This is a genomic window from Pantoea sp. Ae19-2 (genome assembly GCF_059801205.1).
This window is the reverse complement of the sequence record NZ_JBCHWE010000001.1, coordinates 3,224,578-3,243,010: the sequence shown is the minus strand read 5'-3', so window position 1 is coordinate 3,243,010 and position 18,433 is coordinate 3,224,578. Positions and strand designations below refer to the sequence as shown.

Sequence of the window (18,433 nt, the reverse complement as noted above, 5' to 3'; positions counted from 1 at the left end):
CATCGTCGACCTCAGGGTGAAAACATGAGTCATTTAAATACCAACACCACAGAACGTAATACCTCTGATCTGGTCCGGGCATCCGTATCAGGATGGCTGGGTACAACGTTAGAATTTATGGATTTCCAGCTCTATTCTCTTGGTGCGGCGTTAGTTTTTCATGAAGTCTTTTTTCCCGAACAGTCGGGTGCGATGGCGCTGATTCTGGCAATGGGAACCTACGGTGCAGGTTATATCGCGCGAATCGTCGGCGCCGTTTTTTTTGGGGAAATGGGCGACCGTGTTGGCCGAAAAAAAGTCCTGTTTATCACTATCGCCTTAATGGGCGTTTGTACCACCTTAATTGGCGTATTACCCACTTACCAGCAGGTGGGTATTTTAGCGCCCTTGCTGCTGGTGGCGCTGCGTATTATTCAGGGATTAGGCGCCGGTGCAGAAATATCGGGTGCCAGCACTATGCTGGCTGAATATGCGCCCAAAGGGAAAAAGGGCATTATTGCCTCGCTGGTTGCCATGGGCACCAACTGCGGCACGTTAAGCGCAACCGCCATCTGGGCGGCTATGTTCTTTTTCTTCACCAATGACGAAGTCATTGCCTGGGCATGGCGTATTCCTTTCCTGGCCAGTTTCGTCGTGATGGGATTTGCTATCTGGCTGCGTTTCAACCTGAAAGAAAGTCCGGTGTTTGAAAACGTTGCCGAGTCTGCCACCGTCAAGCCCCACGATCAGCCGGCACAGTCTGTTTTCCAGTTAATCAAAGGCAAAGCCTTCTGGATTGCTACCGGGCTGCGATTTGGTCAGGCGGGTAACTCGGGCATCATCCAGACCTTTCTGGCGGGTTATATGGTTCAGACGCTGTTGTTCAATAAGGCGGTTCCCACCGATGCCATCATGGTGAGCTCGGTAATAGGATTTATGACAATTCCTCTTATCGGCTGGCTCTCAGACCGGATAGGGCGCCGTATTCCTTACCGCATTCTGACGCTGGGCTCGATTATTCTGGCTTATCCGATGATTTCACTCATCGTCGATAACGCGCAGGCGGTGAGTACCATCATGGTTTGCCTGATCGTCATTCACAATATCGCAGTGTTGGGCCAGGCGGCGATTGAAGGGATCACCATGGCAGAGATGTTTGGTTCCAGAAACCGTTTCGCGCAAATGGCCATCTCTAAGGAGATCGGTGGGCTGTTTGCCACTGGCTTAGGGCCGCTCCTGGCCGGTATTTTCTGCCAGCTCACGGGCACCTGGTATCCGATTGCGATCATGCTGATCGGCTATTCCTGTATCGGCCTGCTGGCTTCACTGATAATGCCAGAGGTGGTGGATCGGGATCTTACCGCAGAGGCCGATGCCTCGGGCGGCGTGCCGGATGGTTGTCATCCTGTTGCCCCCTCGATCCGGGCAGGAAGCGGCGAGTAAGGCAAGGTTGAACCCTGTCTGTCACTGCGTTAGCGCAGGACTTTGCTGGAAAGGATAAGATAGAATGGCGTCATGTAGGACATCATATGAGAAGGTGTTGTGAGCATAAAATCCATTCAGAAACAGAACGTCGTTAACGAAGTGTTCGAGCAAATTAAGGCGAAGCTACTGGACGGTAGCTGGTCCGCAGGCACGCGTTTACCTTCTGAAGCGGAGCTGACGCACTCTTTTAATGTCAGCAGGGTCAGTATACGCAGCGCGGTGCAGCGCCTGCGCGATCTGGGTATCGTGATTACCCGTCAGGGCAGCGGCAGTTACGTGTGTGAAGACTTTTCGCCACAGATGCTTAATCACAATGCCAGACCGTTAATGCATCTGAGCCGGGAAGCCTTTAACGACATGATGGTTTTTCGCCAGACCGTCGAGTTTAAATGTGTTGAGCTGGCAGTGGAACATGCCACAGAAGAGGATATTGGCCTGCTGGAGCAGGCGCTCAATAACATGCTTATTAATAAAGGCGATTATAAGAAATATTCGGAAGCGGATTACGAATTTCATCTGGCGATTATCCGCGCCTCTCATAACAGCGTGTTTTACAACGTGATGAAGTCAATCAAAGATATTTATTACTATTATCTTGAAGAACTGAATCGCTCACTGGGCATTACGCTTGAAAGTGTTGAGGCGCACATCAAAGTCTTTATGGCGATTAAAAACCGCGATGCGTCCTCGGCGGTACAGGTGCTGAATGAGGCGATGAAACATAACGTGGTCGCCATCGATATGATTAAAAAAGAAGAGGGGGAATAGGCTGTTTCGCGCTGCGGGAACGCGAAAAAAGCCACCCCTTCTGCAGGCTGAGGAAAACAGGATTCACCGTGACAGGCTTCTTATTGCCATTGCCCTGCTGGTCCGTTTTATCGCCAGTAACGCGCTGGTCTGGGTCATGAGCACGTAGCGATCCAGCATTCTGTAAGAAATGAGGGCGAAGCGGCAGGTTAGCCATAGGGCTCTTCCGACGTGAGTGGTGAAGTTAACTGTGGCAGAATAAACAAGGGAGCCAGTGGACCGGGCTCCCTCTTCAATCAATGCAGGCAGCACTGCTTGTATTTTCTTCCGCTGCCGCAGGGGCAGGGATCGTTGCGGCCCGGCTGTTTTTCCGCAGTGACCGGCTGCTGCACCTGAGGAATCGCTTCGGGCTGTGAGATCCAGTAATCATGAAGCGCCAGGGCGGCAGGGCGGATAGCATCAATGCTGCTTTCCATTTCTTCAGGCGTGAGCGCATCAACCTTTTCCAGATTCTCTTCTGTGCCGTGCAGGGCGATGGCGTCCAGTGAGTCCTGGAGTTCAGCAGGGAGTGCAGACCAGTCGGTTAAGGCCACGCCGCGCATATAGCCGTAGCACCACTCTTCAACGACGGTAAATTCCAGACCTTCCATTTCGCGCACGCCAAACAGGGGTTCAAACTGTTCTGGAAACTCAGACAGGCGGTCAGCAATGTCATTCATGTGCTGGAAACTGAGTTCCATAAAGCGCGTCATTTCGCGCTCATTACTCCATTTGGGAATATGCTTTTCGCCGCCCCAGAGCGCGACCAGCCAGCGGCTTGGCTCTACCGTCGTCGGACCTGAAAGCACGGCAGTAAGCAGGCCATCCAGTTCTGAAACATCAAGAATCGACGCTTCACTACCGTATTTTTCCAGCATATCTTCGAGCCATTGCAGCTCTTTTTCGCTTAACGGGCCTTCTTTCATGGGATATCTCCGAACGTGTCTGGTGCAGCAGAAAATTTACTGCGTGTAAAAACGCGCAGTGTACACGCTTATTGCGCTGATGGCAGTGTCGTCGGGTTGCCCTGAACGGCAGCGGACTCAGCAGAGGCATTACCAGGCCTGCTATGTTACTCTTCGCGGCCTGCAATACGTTTTCCTGCACGATCGTGGCTATATCAGGCGCCAACCTGCTTCGTTTCCCTTACGTGTGTCCTGCCAGGGGTGACATCCTTCAGTAGGAAACGATGACCAGAAGCATAAAGATTTGGCTAATCTGTGTCGATATAGGCACAGCGGAATAATCCCCCGGCATGATGCTGATATGAACGTTCGTCAGTGCCTGATAACAACAATAAAATGGGCGCGAGGACGTGACCAGAAAAGAGTATTCACCCCAGAGGTTACACCGCCTGTTGAGCGGATGCGGGCACCTGTTTAGACGCAGTGCAGTTCTGATGATAAGCGCGCTGTTATTGGCTGCCTGCGGCACGCTGTCGCAGACCTCTGCGCCAGCAGGCGACAAGCTTTATCTGACGCACAGCGATTTTCATGACAACCTGGACGATCTGGTGCGCCATTATATGCAGCGTAAACAGGTGTCCGGCATCAGTATTGCAATTATCCATCATCTTAATCCCACCTTGTTTTACAGCGCGGGTGTCACCGATGACGTACATCGCTATCCGATTACGCCTGAAACCTTATTTGCGCTCGGCTCACTGAGTAAAGGCGTAACCGCAGAGGTGATTATTGAGTTGGTTAACGAAGGCCAACTGCACTGGAGTGACACGCTGGCCGATTTGTTGCCCTCTGACGTCAGATTGAGCCAGGATGCACGTCAAATCACGCTATTACAGTTAGTGACCCATACCTCGGGTTTGCCGCGTCAGGATATGGATTTGCCGATGTTTATGCAGTTTATGGGCTATCTGCGCAGCGGTCAGAACTTTTATGGCAACCTGGATAGTGATGACGTTCTGGAATACCTGGCGGAGTTTTCTGCGCCGCGTCAGCGGGTAGCGCAATACTCTAACCTTGGCTATGCGCTGCTGGGCTATATTTTGCGTGAACGCTGCCATAGTGATATTGAAACGCTTGCCCACCAACGGATTTTCCGACCGCTGGGAATGAACAACACCAGCTTTGTGCCTGAGCGTTTAAGCGGTTTTTCCACACGGGCGTTAGGGCATGCTGGCGATCAGCCAAAGCTTATCCCGCGCGGTGATCTCACCCCGGACTGGCGTTTCCAGCGTAATATGGTCGCGGCGGGCAGTCTTTACAGCAACGCACGGGATCTGAGCGTCTATCTGCGCGCACATCTCACTGCGGGCAGCGATCCGGCGCGTAATCGTGCCTTTGCTGAGATCAATAAAGGCGTGTATCAGCAGGGCGCACAGACGCAGAATATCGCCTGGGTAACAGACAGGCTGGCAGGAAGGAACATTACCTACCAGGTCGGCTATATTGGTGGTTATTCGGCTTTTATCGGTTTTGACAAGCAGGCAGGCAATGCCATCGTGGTACTGCAAAACGCGTTTAACTGGAGCAACTATCTTGGTATCACATTGTTGCTTAACCTGGCAGAGAAAGACAGGTAAGGTGTAGGTTGGGTCCAGAATGAGTCGTGATTCCTTACACTTACCTTTATGAGTGACGGAACCGCAGCCCTGTTTAGATTGTCTTCAGAGTAGTCTACTGTTATTAAAATCAATTCAATGTGGAAATTATTATGCGCAGGACTCAAATTGCTTTTATTTCAGCTGGTTTACTGTTCGGCTCGCTGAGCCTGATCCCCGCCGCTCAGGCTGCGGGTGAAACCACCGACAATGTGCCACCGCCGCCGCAGATTCAACCGGCCAATCCAACCGCTCAACCTGGCGATAACAACGCGCAGCCCGGTGCTGCAGCACCTGCCCAGCCGCAGGCGCCGATGAGTTCTGACTCTAACGACGGTATTACCCCAACAACGCCTTCGCAGTCAGCAGGCAATCCAGGTAAGCCAAATTACGATCTCAGCACCATTATCATTGATTATAAAGAGCATAAAATCGGTGATACCGTGCCTGATAAGTACCGCAGCAAGACTTACACCATCACAGAGTGGCAGAAACGTAATTTGCCTGCGCCTCAGCCAGATACCCACTGGGCTTATATCAATGCCAATTACATTCTGATTACTAACGACACCGGTAAGATCGTTATGGGTAAATCCGGCGATATCTTCTTCCGCGGATAGTCCTGCGGCGCTTTGTTAGTTATCTCTTCTTTCAACGGCCGCGTTAAGCGGCCGTTTTCTATTTCTGTCTTTATCAGTGATGACTTCTCAACGTGTTTGCAACATGGCAACGTGTTTTTATTCACTGCAATGGAGAAGGCATGATGTCGCAACACGTCAATCAGTATGGTCAACCTGTAGGGCAATCCATGCCCGACTGGCAGCCACGTCCCTTACCTCAGCGTGAGGTGCTTCAAGGTCAGGTTTGCCGTCTGGAGCCCTTTAGCGTGGCTTCGCATGCTGAAGCACTCTGGCAGGCCTGGTCGCTGGCAGAAGATGGCCGTGACTGGACCTATCTTTCTGAGGGGCCGTTTAATGATGAAGCCGCCTGGCTCCCCCATGCTGCTACGATGGAGGCGAGTCAGGATCCGTTGCATTTCAGCGTCATTGATGTTGAAACCGGTAAGGCCGTCGGAACGCTATCGCTGATGCGTGTTGATGCGCAAAATGGGGTGATGGAAGTGGGATATGTCACCTTTTCCCGATTGCTAAAGCAAACAAGAATGGCGACCGAAGCGCATTTTCTTCTGATGCGTTATGCCTTTGAGCAACTGGGCTACCGGCGTTATGAATGGAAATGTGACAGCTGTAATCTGCCTTCGCGTCGGGCCGCGCTTCGGCTGGGATTTCGCTTTGAAGGTGAATTTCGTCAGGCCCGCGTTTATAAAGGCCGCACGCGCGATACAAGCTGGTTCTCAATCATCGACAGTGAATGGCCAGCTGTTAAAAATGGGCTGGAACGCTGGCTGGCAGAGGCTAACTTTACAGCCGACGGGCGACAGCGTGAAAAGCTGGAAACTCTGCGAGGTTAAGGCCTGAAGCGCGGGTAACGGCTCAGGCAAGCACATATTTAATGGTCGCCATAAGCAACGTGGTGGTCATGATCATCAGCAGACGCTGTACCCAACGCATATCGTTTTTTAAACTCCCGACGTCGGTCTTGAGTACGCTGACATCCGTTTTGAGCTCGGCGACGTCGGTCTTGAGTACGCTGACATCGGTCTTGAGCACGGCAACGTCCGTTTTGAGTACGCTGACGTCTGCCTTGAGTTCATCCACATCGGTTCTGAGGCACGACTCCGTTTTCTTCAGTTGCGTGCTTAGCGAAAAGATATGCTGATTCTGACGCTGAAAAGCCTGCATGACATCAGCACGGGACAGCGCATTGTCCTGCTTTAATGCCGAAAAAATATCCACCATCGCTTCTGCCTGGCGATCGTTGATGCCTGCGCGCTGTAAACGTTTAAACGCTTTGTGTGTATTCATCATGGTGAGTGTCATTCAAGAGCCTTCCCGATTCATCACGTTATTTGAATATCATGTCAGGAGAGCCGGTCTGGTCACAGAAGATAAAAAACATATTGCGAAATAAATTCCATTATATCAATTAGTTAAACGCGTAGTTTTCATCTTTTTGCGGGGTGGGCCGCAAAAAAAAAGTTGTCAGTTAGCCTCTTTTACACAGCCCGCTTACCAGGCAGTGTAAAAGGTGGGGGCTAACCGTCATCGTGAATAAACATCAGGGAACGGGGACAACCTTTAACGTAATCAGACCGATGCCGAGTTTGCGTGGGTCCTGACCTGCGATGTTGTTAAGATTGCTGAGTTGCGGCTCTGGTGGGATAAACGTTAACCGATGGCTTCCGCGGGTGTTATCAAAACGCAGCGTCTGGGTTGATGCTTCTTCTCCCAGCATCAGGGGCTGTTTTGTGTCGCCTACCTGCACCCTTGTGGGTCGGTGCGCATTTGGGCCATAGGCGCGAGCGGTAATCACCAGATCAAATCTGGCGGGCAAAGGGTTAACGAATTCTATGGTCACTTCCGGGGCAAGATTGGCGTTTGACCAGCGGCCCCAGTTTTCCGTACGGGAAAGGCCGCTGAACTGCTTCACGCTTGCGGGTGCGCCGGGAACCGCGAACAGAAAGCTGTCGGCATCATAACGAATCGCATTATCGTCGATGCGCAGCTGCGCCACGGCATGTTGATAGTTTGCATCGTTCTGGGGGCCTGCCGGGAACTGCACCTTTCCTTTCCACAGGGGGCTATCCATACGCATGACGGAGGGATGGCCCGCGAGCTGGCCCATTGCCAGGCACCAGTCGCTGGACAGGGCCAGCGCCGGTTGCCAGATACGGGCAATTTTAAAGCAGCGATCGACCCAGACAAACTTTTCCGCCGAGGTAAAGTCGGCCAGCTGATAACGTAAAGGCGCCGAATATTCCCCCTCAGGCAGTGGCTCTACATGCTTCTCCGTCACCCGCAGCAGAATGGGCAAGGCAAAGCTGGCCCCGGAAAAGCTGAGCGTATTTTTCGTCTGATCCAGCGTGATGCTGTCGATCTTTTTGGGAAAGTTCCACAGCTGAATGATATCGGCTTTCCAGCTCAACACTTTGGTTTTCATATCCTCAAACTGGCTCGACAACGACACTGCAGACAGGCTGCTACGTCCCAAACCTATCGCATTGTCGCCGCCCAGAATATCCAGTAACGTCGCGCCGTTATCCAGCGTACTGCGTTTCATATCTATCACTTCTGCCTGCGGTTGATCGCCACGGATCACCATAAACAGATCGTGACGAGGACGCTTGATCAGAAAGGGATGCGCCGTGTTGTTCATGGCCAGATGATCGGATGCCACCACAATCACGGTATTCTTAAACCAGGGAGAAGCCTTAATACGGGCAATAAGGCGTGCGATATGCTCCTGCGAGCAGGATACGGCGCTGAACGACTGATTTGGCTTGCCCGCATAGCTGTAACTTTTGCGCTGGCAACTTCGGGAAATAAACCCATCAGGATGATGCGTATCCACCGTGAGCGCAAACAGCGCAAAACGTTTCTGCTGGCGCGAAAGTGCCTCATAGGTTTCAAACACCTCGTCCAACACGGTATCGTCGTAATAACCCCAGTTGTTGCGGTAGGTGGGATCGCTAACCTTGTCTTTGAGTTCCTGTGAACCGTACAGGCGCGCAGGGTCAAAGCCGTGAGAACGTAAAAAGACATCTTTACCCGCAAAGCGCAGGTCAGCGCCCTGAATAAACCAGTTTTCATAACCGGAATTTTTTAAAATATCGCCCAGGCAAACGTTCTGTGGGTAAAAACTGGAAAGGGAGGCGGAAGCATTTCCGTCGAAAGGGGCAAAAAGCGGGATACCGCACATCGATGCGACCATACCGGCAATGGTGTAATCCGTGCCGGGAAGCTGCTCGGTCTGGGTGAAGTCGATGCTTTGCTCTTTTTCCCGGCTGAGTTCGGGAGCCAGCCCAGGGAAGGCAATCGGGTCGAAGTAGGTCCGCTCCAGGCTTTCAGCATAAATATACACCACGTTAAGTGCGGGCTGCGCAATGCGCTTTTTCGGGACTTTATAGACGGTGGCAAAGTCGGAGTTTTCGCGCAGTGAGTGCGAGGTAATGAGAGAACTCACTTGCTGAAAGGCTGGCGTTGTTTGTACCGCGCCTGCGGCACAGGCAAAAGCCACCAGGCTCCAGCCTGAATGAAAGGGCCGCTCACGGCGGCGCAGCAGCCATGACAGTGCACAAAACAGTAAAAACAGCACGATGACCAGCCCAAGGGCGGGCACAACGTATTTACTCAGGCCGGCACCGGTGAGGCTGTTCGTTAGGGTATACACTACAGCGTCAGTAATGCCGTCGCCGGTAAAATAATTACTGGCGAACAGCGTGGCGTTGAGCAGCACGAACAGCATTAACAAGCACAAGGTGAGGGAAAACCAGATTCTGCTTCGGCCTGCTTTACAGGAATAAACAGCAATCGCGGTCAGAAAAAGTATCACTGACACGAATTCAGACAACGTCAAATCCTCTTATCGTATGAATATGTCTCTTATCAACAGGGGGACATTCCATGGATTTTTGACTCAATCTATAGTGGCTGTCATCAGGCTGCAACATCTCTGCGCAGATTTGGCTGCAGACTCACAGTACAGTCAATTCGACGTTAAACAGGGGCGAAGTGCCCGGCGATTTCTAATGAAACGGCCGGGCAGGGGGCGGATTACGCGCGTTGTTCCTGCGGCGCTGAAAGTCTGGCGGGAGAGGATGGGCTGTCGTGCATCGCTTCTCCGACCAGGCTGGCACGATTGTAAAAGCGTAACCGCAGGTTAAAATCGAGGTGCGCGCGCGCACTGTCACTGAGCCGGATGACCGGCGGCGGCGTGAGCGGACGCTGCTGAAACAGAACAGAGCGCACACAGGCATCGTTGCTGCCAGCATGCACCTGCTGATAATAGCCGACGCTGGCTTCCGCTTTACGTAACCTGGTATTAACCCGACGATGCTCATCCATAGCCAACTGATGTGCCAGCGCCGTGAGTTCGTCACCGGGGTTGCTGAGATTCTGTTGCACTGCAGGGAAATCACTGCGTTTCATTAACTCCAGCAGATAGTTTTGTCTCCCCACGTATTTTACCGGGGCCAGTTGTTTCAGCCATTCACGAATAAAGGGGTTTTGAGCAGGCGCCGCGATAAAGCCGGTTTCAATCATCGGTCTGAGTGGGTTAACCGTGTTTTGCTGACGATAATATCCCAGCACATCCATGGGGCGGTCGCTTTGGGCCTGATGGACCCAGGCAAGATCCTCGAACAGCAACGTGTTGCAGTCGATGCTGATGCCACCGTAACGTAATAATAGCTCCAGCCGGATGATGTCGCTTTTTAGCTGCGGAGTCAGATCGGAAGAGACAAATTGCACATCCGGCAGCCACTGTCCCAGTGTCTGAGGGGTAAGCAGGTGGATCTCATGATCCGGATTATCACGGCAAATTTTACTGGCGTTAAGGGCAACGGAAGCAGGTAGCCGGTCGCCGGGCCAGTACAGCCAGACTTTTTTAGCAATGGCAGGCAGGGTCTTAGGTACGGATTCCAGCAGCACGTCCTGTTCCAGCGTAGGATCGTATTCAGGCGCGCTTACGGCCCGGTGTTGTTTAATCGTCCACAGCATGCGGCTGGTGAAAGCAAGTTTTTCCCATTGACGCCAGAGATGATGCAAGGAACGGCGGTGTGAATTCATGTTTCACCTGTTATTTTGATTATAGTGTTTATGCCAGTCGGCAAAATAAGGGCTTAAGCTGTCATCCCGTATATAAACCGCCATAAACGCAGACATGCTGCGCTGCGCAATTTTTATTGTATTTCCCTGGTGATGGTTCAATGGCGAGCCACGACAGTTTCTGTGCACAAGCGTGACGTGAGCGGCCGCGACTCATTTATTTAATAGAACACAATTCAACAATTCGCTATTCCTGATGGAAACTTTAGGATAAAACGGAAATAAGCATTCGCCTGAAATAAAAATAAATATTTATTTACGCTAATGTTTTATTCCGCTATGGCAATATCTTTATATCGACAGAGGGGGCGTTTTTCTGTCATGAAACCGATAAACAGTGCGCGAGTATGAGAATCAGTGCGGAATCGAGATAAGTGAAATATTCAGCATGATTAATGAATTTACAGATGTGCGCAGCCTGACAGTCATTGTCTACGCTTTAGCTATACAGACGAAAAGGAGATGACATGCCGTTTGAATCTCGAGGATTACTGGCGATTGACAGGCAAACCAGACGGGCGCTGTTTCTCGATCCTGACACCTTTGACGTCAGCCAGGCCGTGGACGTTATCCCAACGCGACTGCACGAGCTTTTGATGCTCGCGCCCTGGGAAAAGGCTTTTCTCCCTCTGTACGGTGACGATATGCAAGGCGATGCGCCTCATCCTGGCCATAAAGTGGCGGTCATTGATTTACGACAGCGGGCGATTAATGACTATATCGACCTCTCACCGTCACAAGCGCCGCACAGCGGTCAGTTAGGGCGCGACGGCAAAGTGTATCTGTGCTGCGAAAATCCTACTGTCGTGGTGGTGATCGATCCCCTTACCCACCGTGTTGAAAAGACGATTCCCATTCCGCTTGATAATACCCATCGCCTGACGCTTTCGCCCAGCGGCCGCAAGCTCTTTACCGACAATGAGCAGGATGCCACCATTACCGTCGTCGACCTCTGCGAAGCGGAAGGGCGAGTCATTGATACCATCCTGATGCCCGGCCCGGTTTCAGGCCTTACTGCATCACCCAGGCATCCCTATCTCATCGCCAGCGCCGCCGATGTGCCGCTGCTCTATGTCGTCGATCGCCAGAGCCATCGAATCCGCCAGCGGCTGGCGCTTCCAGGCCATCAACAGCCCTGTCAGAAGGTTCGCTTTAGTCCGGATGGCGAGTATCTGATGGCGATCGGGCACCAGGAACCCATCGTCACGCTTTTTGATGAATTACTGAATCCTTTGGGGCATATAGCGCTGACTCACCAGCCGCTGGATGGCTGTTTCAGTCCGGACAAGAAACGGCTATTGATCACCCATGATGATAACCGGACGCTGAGCGTCATTGATCTGGTACAGAAAACCGTTCTTGCGACAACCGAGGTGGGGGCTGGCTACGAAACGCTGAGCTACTTTCAAATTGGTTAAATAAAGGGGCGATGGTAGATGGCCGAACTCCAGTGGCGGCTGCTGGCGTGTTTTTCCGCCTGCCAGCCGCGCTTACGCAATTCACGGGCAATCATCTTGTTCATAATGCCGTGCCCCAGCAACAAAACCGTACCCTGCTGCGACAGGGCGATCAGCCGATCGGCGGCACGCGAGGCGCGGGCGCGCGCATGCTGCAGCGGCTCGGTCTCCCCGGCATAGCCACAAAACCACATGGCGCGCAGGATGGCCTGCCAGACAAAGGTGGGTAACTGAATGCGATCAGCCCGGAGCAAAGGAATACCGACTTCACTGAACAGCGCATCAACGTGATGGGGATGCAGTCCGAGGCGCTCCAGCGAAGAGTGGGCGCGGGGCAGAGGACTGCAGACCACAACCGCCGCTTTTCTGGCGATGCTGATGCTGCGATCGGGCGGGCCATCGCTCACCAGTGACAGATCATAGGCTTCACACCAGTCTGCCAGCCCCTGTGCGCTTAAACGTCCGGCAAAAGGGTGGTCAGGTTTACCATGTCGCATCAGGATAATGGTCATAATGATTTAACGGCGTTCTCCGGTTTATGCGCCAGTCAGGTATATCTGAGGATGCGTTATGTGGCAATCGCTGCCTGTGCTGTCATCAGTCAGTCACACCAATGTGCGACAACATCAGGCGATGAAAGGGTCAGACAGCCAGTTTGGCTTAATGTTAAAAGAAAAGTGCCTCTGGTTCCGGTGTATGCTGTTTTTTTGTGCGCCGGGTCGGGATTAACCGCCTGATTTTGCGCTTAAAATGGCATATTAATGAAGCTTGATAGTGAAGGAAATTTAACAAATTTTCTCAAAGGCTATTGATTTATCTACGCGCGTAGATACACTAGCTTCCAGTGATTGCTCACGGTGCTCGATGCACGGTAGGCCGATCGAGGATCAAGTTACATTCGCCAGATTAATACGACCGCTGAAATATACAGCGGCGAAGCTCGCGATACTGCGGATTCCAACACCAGGGAATCTTTAACTTTCCTTTCATCATGGTTAGCCAACTGAATGTCGCCACCGGGGCGTTCTGCTCGTAGTCAGGGAACCGTCTCTCGGAATGGCATTTATCGATCTGCATATTTTCAAGGGACAGCGTTTATGACGGCACAGCACTCCGTTACGCAGCAGGCAGCACAGCCTTCCACCTCCGCCGCTGATGAGCGGTTTATTACCCCAGCCGGCCGCAAAGATTTTTGGCGCGCTACGGTTTCATGCTGGTTAGGGACGGCAATGGAGTACGCGGATTTCGCACTCTATGGCCTCGCCGCCGGCATTATCTTCGGTGATGTTTTCTTTCCTGAACAAACCCCCGCCATGGCGCTGCTTGCCAGCTTTGCAACCTGGTCGGTTGGATTTGTTGCCCGCCCTATCGGCGCGTTATTTTTTGGCTGGCTGGGCGATCGAAAAGGTCGCAAAGTCGTCATGGTAACCACCATTATTCTGATGGGCGCATCCACAACCCTAATCGGCTTGATTCCCAGCTACGCCTCCATTGGCATCTGGGCGCCTGCCTGTCTGGTTCTGCTACGTTTCAGTCAGGGGTTTGGCGCAGGCGCTGAGCTTTCCGGCGGAACCGTGATGCTGGGAGAATATGCGCCGGTTAAGCGGCGTGGCCTGGTGTCTTCCGTTATCGCCCTCGGCTCTAACAGCGGCACGCTGCTGGCATCGCTTGTCTGGCTGCTGGTGGTGCAGATGGATAAACAAAGCCTGCTGGAATGGGGATGGCGTATTCCCTTCCTGAGCAGCGCCGTCATTGCCCTTGTGGCACTGTGGATCCGCCGCAACCTGCGGGAAACCCCGGTGTTCGAGCGCAAGAAAGCGCAACTGGAAGCGGAGCGGGCGAACCTTATCGCCACGCAGCATCAGACGGTTGATACGCGCCCCTTCTTTCAGCGTACCCGTGCTTTCTGGACCATGGTCGGCTTACGTATTGGCGAAAACGGTCCCTCTTATCTGGCGCAGGGTTTTATCGTCGGGTATGTCGCTAAGGTCCTGATGGTCGATAAATCCGTGCCGACCACGGCGGTCTTTATTGCCTCGCTGCTTGGCTTCCTGATTATTCCCCTGGCCGGCTGGCTGTCAGACCGCTTCGGTCGCCGGGTCGTTTATCGGGTTTTTTGCCTGTTGCTGATGATTTATGCCTGGCCAGCCTTTACGCTGCTGGATACGCGCGAACCTGCGATTGTTATCCCGGTTATCGTGGTGGGCATGGCGCTGGCTTCTCTGGGCATCTTTGGCGTCCAGGCGGCCTGGGGCGTGGAACTGTTTGGCGTGAACCACCGTTATACTAAGATGGCCGTGGCCAAAGAGCTGGGCTCGATTATTTCAGGTGGCACTGCACCTTTGGTGGCGGCGGCGATGCTGTCGTACACCGGGCACTGGTGGTCCATTGCGATCTATTTCTCAGCGATGGCTTCCATTGGTTTCCTGACCACCTTTGTGGCACCGGAAACGCGCGGGCGCGATCTTAATCTGCCAGAGGACGCCATCTGAATACGATGAAGTTACATGGCAAGCGGCATTAGATGAGGAGGGCGAAGTGGCGAAACCGGTAAAAACGACGGTCACGCGCAACGACGTGGCAAAAGCCGCAGGGACCTCGGTTGCCGTGGTCAGTTACGTCATTAATAACGGACCACGCCCGGTCGCGGATGCCACCCGTCAGCGGGTGCTTGCCGCCATCGAGCAAACCGGCTATCGCCCGAATGCCTCCGCCCGCGCCCTGGCGTCAGGCCACACCAAAACCTTTGGGCTGGTGGTGCCGAATATCAGCAACCCCTTTGTCGCGTCGATGGCGCACATGCTGCTGCAGGAGTCGCTCAATCACGGGCATGTAATGCTGCTTGGTGATGCAGGCGACGATCGCAAACGGGAGCTGGAGCTGATTCAGGGGCTACTGAATCGTCAGGTCGACGGCCTGTTTTATAACAGCGTGGATCGCCATCCTTTCATTGATATCATCACAGCCAGCGGGACACCGCTGGTTATGCTTGATCGGGTTGAAGCGCAGCCCGGGGTCAGCATGTTACGGGTGGATGAGCGACAAGCCGCCTTTCAGGTGTGCGCACATTTGCTGAGCCATGGTTATCAGCAGGTCGGCATGATTAGCGGACCGCTGGATATGCTGAATGCCCAGGATCGTATTCAGGGCTGGCGTGACGCGATGCAGGCGCACAATGTACAGATTGATGAATCACTGATTTTCCCCACTACCTATACCCGTGAGGGCGGTTATCAGGCAACGCTACGCATGATAGCCAGCCAGAAGCTGCCCCGCGCGCTGTTTGCCAGTAACGAAGGCCAGGCCATTGGCTGTATCCGCGCCTTGAGTCAGCACGGCATTCGCGTGCCGAAAGATGTCGCGCTGGTCTGCTTTAATGGCACAGAACAGTCTGCCTATCACGTTCCGGCATTAACGACCGTGCGTCAGCCGGTAAAAGAGATGGCACGCTGCGCTATCCATATGTTGAAACAGTGGAATGGCGAGGCACGCATTGAATCGTTTCCACACCATCTTGAAATTGGTGAATCTTGTGGCTGTCGGCCATCACAGGCCAGAGTAAATAAACCAAATAATGAAAAGACTGATTATTGATTGTGATCCGGGGAATGGTATTGCAGGGGCGAACACGGATGACGGCCTTGCACTTTCTCTGGCATTAGCCTCACCAGGGCTGTCGTTAGAATTAATTACCACCGTAGCAGGGAATACGCCGAGTGATGTCGGTGCGCGGGTCGCCAAAGATTTGGTGACACGGCTGGGCTGTGCCGTGCCTGTCGTGCAGGGTGCCCGTCAGGCATTGTGTGAAGATCCCGGCCCCTGGCGCGCTGTGCTGGACAAGCGGGTTGAACAGCTCAATCTGCTGTCACTCTGGCAGGGCGTTCCTCAGCCTGCCATGTTAGAGGCCGATGCAACGGATGCCGCGCAGGCGATGGGGCAACTCATCTGCGATAACCCCGGCGAAATCACGCTGATTGCGATTGGCCCACTCACCAATGTGGCGCTGGCCATGCAGCGTTTTCCGGACATGGCGGAATCGGTGGCAGATATAGTGATTATGGGCGGCGTTTTTGCGCTGGATGATTACATCAAAGACACCAATTTCGGCATCGATCCGGAAGCTGCTCATCAGGTATTACACAGCGGCGCCGCCATTACGCTGGTCCCCATGGATGTCACCACGCAAACGCTGCTGACTCAGGACGATCTGACGCGCATGACCTGTCGCGAACATCCGCTGACGCGCTTTGTGCATGACACCTTGCAGCCTTGGATAGACTACTCAATGCAAACCCGTCACCTGGCCGGATGCTGGATCCATGATGCGCTGGTCGTCGCCTGGCTGCTTAATCAGCGCGTGGCATGGGGAACGGACTACCGTGTTGATATTGAGCTTCGTCCGGGCGCAACGCGCGGTAAAACCTGGCGCTATCGGCAGCCACTGCGTCTGGACGTGGGTATTCCGCCTGACGCCGGCGCGCTGGTGCATGTGTTGCACAGTGTGGATAACGCGCTCCTGCTGTCAATCATTGAGCAGGCCTTTAACCACCTCCCCGAGTAAAACCCAGGCGATTCGTCGCCTGGATTCTCTGCCGTCAGACACGCTTTCTTACAGCCTGATCCACTGCCTGACAATTGCGCGGTACGCTCTCCTCTAGAACATGATGTATACATTTGATTAACAATTACATCACTCTCCGACAGCGGCCAGGAACGTTATGGGCGATGCGCCAGAGTGTCTCACAGAGGAGACGTGTATGCTTGACTGGACATCGACCCAGCGCAACGTGGCTTTCGCCTGTTTTGCCAGTTGGACGTTGGACGCATTCGATTTTTTTATTCTGGTGTTTGTACTGAGTAACCTTGCTCAGTACTTCCACAATTCTGTCACCGATGTGTCCGTCGCCATCATGCTAACGCTGGCGGTGCGCCCGATTGGCGCGCTACTGTTTGGGCGGATGGCGGAGAAATATGGCCGTAAGCCGATCTTAATGCTGAACATTGTCTTTTTCTCCGTGTTCGAACTGCTGTCTGCCTGGTCACCGACCTTCGCTGCATTTCTGGCTTTCCGCATTTTCTATGGTATAGCCATGGGCGGCATTTGGGGCGTGGCCTCTTCGCTGGCAATGGAAACCATTCCCGATCGCTCCCGCGGTCTGATGTCGGGACTTTTCCAGGCCGGCTATCCGTGCGGTTACCTGCTTGCATCCATCGTCTTTGGTTTATTTTTTGATGCGGTGGGCTGGCGCGGCATGTTCCTCATCGGGGCTGTTCCGATTCTGCTGTTACCCTTTATCTATTTCAACGTCCCTGAATCGCCCGTGTGGCTGGCGGCACGTGAGCGCAAAGAGAGCAGCGCACTGATGCCGATACTGCGCCAGCACTGGAAAATCTGCATCTACATGGTGCTGTTAATGGCCTGCTTTAACTTCTTTAGTCATGGTACGCAGGATCTTTACCCGACCTTCCTGAAAGTGCAGCACCAGTTTGATGCCCACACCGTGAGTATTATTGCCATCAGCTATAACATTGCCGCTATGCTGGGTGGCATCTTCTTCGGCACGCTGTCTGAACGTATTGGCCGCAAGAAAGCCATTATTATCGCCGCATTGCTGACGCTGCCGGTGCTGCCGCTGTGGGCCTTTTCCAGCGGTTCATGGGCTATTGGTCTTGGTGCCTTTTTGATGCAGTTTATGGTGCAGGGCGCATGGGGCGTGATACCGACTTACCTGAACGAACTGGTGCCGGGGAATGCAAGAGCGGTATTGCCCGGCTTTGTTTATCAGTTAGGTAATCTCATTGCGTCCGTCAACGCGACGCTGCGGTCACGGATTGCTGAAGCGCACGGTGGCAACTACGGGCTTGGTATGGCCATCGTAGCGGGAACCGTGGCCGTATTGATTTGTGTTTTTGTCGCCTTTGGCCGCGAAACGCGCGGAATTAAAATTTCCGGCGCGATGGCAAAGCAGACACATTAACGCGTTTCACAGACGTCTACCCATTTTGCCGCAGTGAGTTCAGCCATCTGCTGCGGCGAAATGCGTACGGCACTGTGAACCGCGCCCGCGGCGGGCAACACTTCATCAAAGCTTTTTAACGAGATATCACAATATACCGTGACCGGATTTTCCAGGCCAAAGGGGCAAACCCCGCCAACCGGATGCCCGGTCCAGTTGATCACTTCGTCCACGCTTAACATCCGCGCTTTGGCACCCAGGGCAGCTTTGAGTTTGAGGTTGTCTAACCGCGCATCGCCACGGGTCACCACCAGGATCACCTCATTCTTGACCTTGAGGGAAAGGGTTTTGGCGATTTGTCCCGGCGCCACACCGTGAACGCGAGCCGCCATTTCTACCGTTGCCGTACTGTAAGGCATCTCAATGATGTCGATTTCCGGCGCACGCTCGGCAAAAAACTGGCGTACAGACTCCAGGCTCATT

General features: G+C 53.3%; 17 protein-coding genes. 10 read left to right on the top strand and 7 right to left on the bottom strand.

What is annotated here, in order from left to right; translation table 11 throughout:
- Window positions 1-24: 24 nt before the first annotated feature.
- Entirely contained in the window at window positions 25-1,422 is a 1,398-nt protein-coding gene (locus AAIE03_RS14980; RefSeq protein ID WP_498563065.1) for an MFS transporter, read from the top strand.
- A gap of 99 nt (window positions 1,423-1,521) precedes the next feature.
- Window positions 1,522-2,232, top strand: coding sequence for a FadR/GntR family transcriptional regulator (locus AAIE03_RS14975; protein WP_013024491.1), 711 nt, complete (start codon window positions 1,522-1,524; stop codon window positions 2,230-2,232).
- Here the strand turns inward: AAIE03_RS14975 and AAIE03_RS14970 are convergent.
- Window positions 2,210-2,428: a hypothetical protein gene (locus tag AAIE03_RS14970; RefSeq protein ID WP_146109178.1), complete on the bottom strand. Its 219-nt coding sequence runs from the start codon at window positions 2,426-2,428 to the stop codon at window positions 2,210-2,212. The two genes, AAIE03_RS14975 and AAIE03_RS14970, sit on opposite strands and share 23 nt — an antisense overlap.
- A 79-nt stretch (window positions 2,429-2,507) precedes the next feature.
- Window positions 2,508-3,176 carry a YecA/YgfB family protein gene (locus tag AAIE03_RS14965; protein WP_014606658.1) on the bottom strand — a complete coding sequence of 223 codons (669 nt, stop codon included), beginning with the start codon at window positions 3,174-3,176 and terminating at the stop codon, window positions 2,508-2,510.
- 473 nt (window positions 3,177-3,649) lie between these two features.
- Here AAIE03_RS14965 and AAIE03_RS14960 point away from each other — a divergent pair, with 473 nt between their 5' ends.
- The 3 genes from AAIE03_RS14960 (at window position 3,650) to AAIE03_RS14950 (ending at window position 6,281) form a co-directional block, all read left to right on the top strand.
- Entirely contained in the window at window positions 3,650-4,792 is a 1,143-nt protein-coding gene (locus AAIE03_RS14960) for a serine hydrolase domain-containing protein (protein WP_210452967.1), read from the top strand.
- A gap of 131 nt (window positions 4,793-4,923) precedes the next feature.
- A complete protein-coding gene (locus AAIE03_RS14955) occupies window positions 4,924-5,430 on the top strand; it encodes an RcnB family protein (RefSeq protein WP_014595268.1) in 507 nt (168 codons plus the stop codon).
- Between the two features lie 143 nt (window positions 5,431-5,573).
- The gene (locus tag AAIE03_RS14950) at window positions 5,574-6,281 is read left to right on the top strand and encodes a GNAT family N-acetyltransferase (protein WP_041931038.1); all 708 of its coding nucleotides are present in this window, start codon (window positions 5,574-5,576) and stop codon (window positions 6,279-6,281) included.
- Between the two features lie 22 nt (window positions 6,282-6,303).
- Here AAIE03_RS14950 and AAIE03_RS14945 read toward each other — a convergent pair whose 3' ends face one another.
- The 3 genes from AAIE03_RS14945 to AAIE03_RS14935 all read right to left on the bottom strand — a co-directional run bounded on the left by AAIE03_RS14945 (window position 6,304) and on the right by AAIE03_RS14935 (window position 10,497).
- Window positions 6,304-6,738, bottom strand: a complete 435-nt coding sequence (locus tag AAIE03_RS14945) for a CCDC90 family protein (protein ID WP_230957789.1) — start codon at window positions 6,736-6,738, stop codon at window positions 6,304-6,306.
- A gap of 250 nt (window positions 6,739-6,988) precedes the next feature.
- Complete coding sequence (gene opgB, locus AAIE03_RS14940; RefSeq protein ID WP_491652796.1) at window positions 6,989-9,280, bottom strand: phosphatidylglycerol--membrane-oligosaccharide glycerophosphotransferase; 2,292 nt, start codon at window positions 9,278-9,280, stop codon at window positions 6,989-6,991.
- Window positions 9,281-9,483: 203 nt separating this feature from the next.
- On the bottom strand, window positions 9,484-10,497 hold the full coding sequence (locus AAIE03_RS14935) for a glycosyltransferase family 32 protein (protein WP_013024498.1): 1,014 nt from the start codon (window positions 10,495-10,497) through the stop codon (window positions 9,484-9,486).
- Between the two features lie 506 nt (window positions 10,498-11,003).
- Between AAIE03_RS14935 and AAIE03_RS14930 the strand changes: the two genes are divergently transcribed.
- Complete coding sequence (locus tag AAIE03_RS14930) at window positions 11,004-11,954, top strand: YncE family protein (protein WP_014595272.1); 951 nt, start codon at window positions 11,004-11,006, stop codon at window positions 11,952-11,954.
- Here AAIE03_RS14930 and AAIE03_RS14925 read toward each other — a convergent pair.
- On the bottom strand, window positions 11,951-12,505 hold the full coding sequence (locus AAIE03_RS14925; RefSeq protein WP_072136387.1) for a histidine phosphatase family protein: 555 nt from the start codon (window positions 12,503-12,505) through the stop codon (window positions 11,951-11,953). The two genes, AAIE03_RS14930 and AAIE03_RS14925, sit on opposite strands and share 4 nt — an antisense overlap.
- Before the next feature lie 585 nt (window positions 12,506-13,090).
- Here AAIE03_RS14925 and AAIE03_RS14920 point away from each other — a divergent pair.
- The 4 genes from AAIE03_RS14920 to AAIE03_RS14905 all read left to right on the top strand — a co-directional run bounded on the left by AAIE03_RS14920 (window position 13,091) and on the right by AAIE03_RS14905 (window position 17,971).
- The gene (locus AAIE03_RS14920) at window positions 13,091-14,485 is read left to right on the top strand and encodes an MFS transporter (RefSeq protein ID WP_019106379.1); all 1,395 of its coding nucleotides are present in this window, start codon (window positions 13,091-13,093) and stop codon (window positions 14,483-14,485) included.
- A 46-nt stretch (window positions 14,486-14,531) separates the two neighbouring features.
- Window positions 14,532-15,587, top strand: a complete 1,056-nt coding sequence (locus tag AAIE03_RS14915) for a LacI family DNA-binding transcriptional regulator (RefSeq protein WP_491652795.1) — start codon at window positions 14,532-14,534, stop codon at window positions 15,585-15,587.
- Window positions 15,568-16,554 carry a nucleoside hydrolase gene (locus tag AAIE03_RS14910; protein WP_491652794.1) on the top strand — a complete coding sequence of 329 codons (987 nt, stop codon included), beginning with the start codon at window positions 15,568-15,570 and terminating at the stop codon, window positions 16,552-16,554. The genes AAIE03_RS14915 and AAIE03_RS14910 overlap by 20 nt, the downstream gene beginning before the upstream one ends.
- Before the next feature lie 196 nt (window positions 16,555-16,750).
- Window positions 16,751-17,971, top strand: coding sequence for an MFS transporter (locus AAIE03_RS14905; protein ID WP_498563064.1), 1,221 nt, complete (start codon window positions 16,751-16,753; stop codon window positions 17,969-17,971).
- On the opposite strand, the gene AAIE03_RS14900 is transcribed toward AAIE03_RS14905, so the two are convergent.
- Window positions 17,968-18,432: a YbaK/EbsC family protein gene (locus tag AAIE03_RS14900; RefSeq protein WP_210451072.1), complete on the bottom strand. Its 465-nt coding sequence runs from the start codon at window positions 18,430-18,432 to the stop codon at window positions 17,968-17,970. The genes AAIE03_RS14905 and AAIE03_RS14900 overlap by 4 nt on opposite strands.
- Window position 18,433: the final 1 nt, after the last annotated feature.

Bases quoted from the DNA above. Each gene is read 5' to 3' on its own strand.
- AAIE03_RS14900 (WP_210451072.1), bottom strand. From the start codon at position 18,432: ATGAGCCTGGAGTCTGTACGCCAGTTTTTTGCCGAGCGTGCGCCGGAA.
- AAIE03_RS14945 (WP_230957789.1), bottom strand. From the start codon at position 6,738: ATGATGAATACACACAAAGCGTTTAAACGTTTACAGCGCGCAGGCATC.
- AAIE03_RS14970 (WP_146109178.1), bottom strand. From the start codon at position 2,428: ATGGCTAACCTGCCGCTTCGCCCTCATTTCTTACAGAATGCTGGATCG.
- AAIE03_RS14920 (WP_019106379.1), top strand. From the start codon at position 13,091: ATGACGGCACAGCACTCCGTTACGCAGCAGGCAGCACAGCCTTCCACC.
- AAIE03_RS14960 (WP_210452967.1), top strand. From the start codon at position 3,650: ATGATAAGCGCGCTGTTATTGGCTGCCTGCGGCACGCTGTCGCAGACC.
- AAIE03_RS14925 (WP_072136387.1), bottom strand. From the start codon at position 12,505: ATGACCATTATCCTGATGCGACATGGTAAACCTGACCACCCTTTTGCC.
- AAIE03_RS14930 (WP_014595272.1), top strand. From the start codon at position 11,004: ATGCCGTTTGAATCTCGAGGATTACTGGCGATTGACAGGCAAACCAGA.
- AAIE03_RS14905 (WP_498563064.1), top strand. From the start codon at position 16,751: ATGCTTGACTGGACATCGACCCAGCGCAACGTGGCTTTCGCCTGTTTT.
- AAIE03_RS14980 (WP_498563065.1), top strand. From the start codon at position 25: ATGAGTCATTTAAATACCAACACCACAGAACGTAATACCTCTGATCTG.
- AAIE03_RS14955 (WP_014595268.1), top strand. From the start codon at position 4,924: ATGCGCAGGACTCAAATTGCTTTTATTTCAGCTGGTTTACTGTTCGGC.
- AAIE03_RS14950 (WP_041931038.1), top strand. From the start codon at position 5,574: ATGTCGCAACACGTCAATCAGTATGGTCAACCTGTAGGGCAATCCATG.
- AAIE03_RS14935 (WP_013024498.1), bottom strand. From the start codon at position 10,497: ATGAATTCACACCGCCGTTCCTTGCATCATCTCTGGCGTCAATGGGAA.
- AAIE03_RS14965 (WP_014606658.1), bottom strand. From the start codon at position 3,176: ATGAAAGAAGGCCCGTTAAGCGAAAAAGAGCTGCAATGGCTCGAAGAT.
- AAIE03_RS14910 (WP_491652794.1), top strand. From the start codon at position 15,568: ATGAAAAGACTGATTATTGATTGTGATCCGGGGAATGGTATTGCAGGG.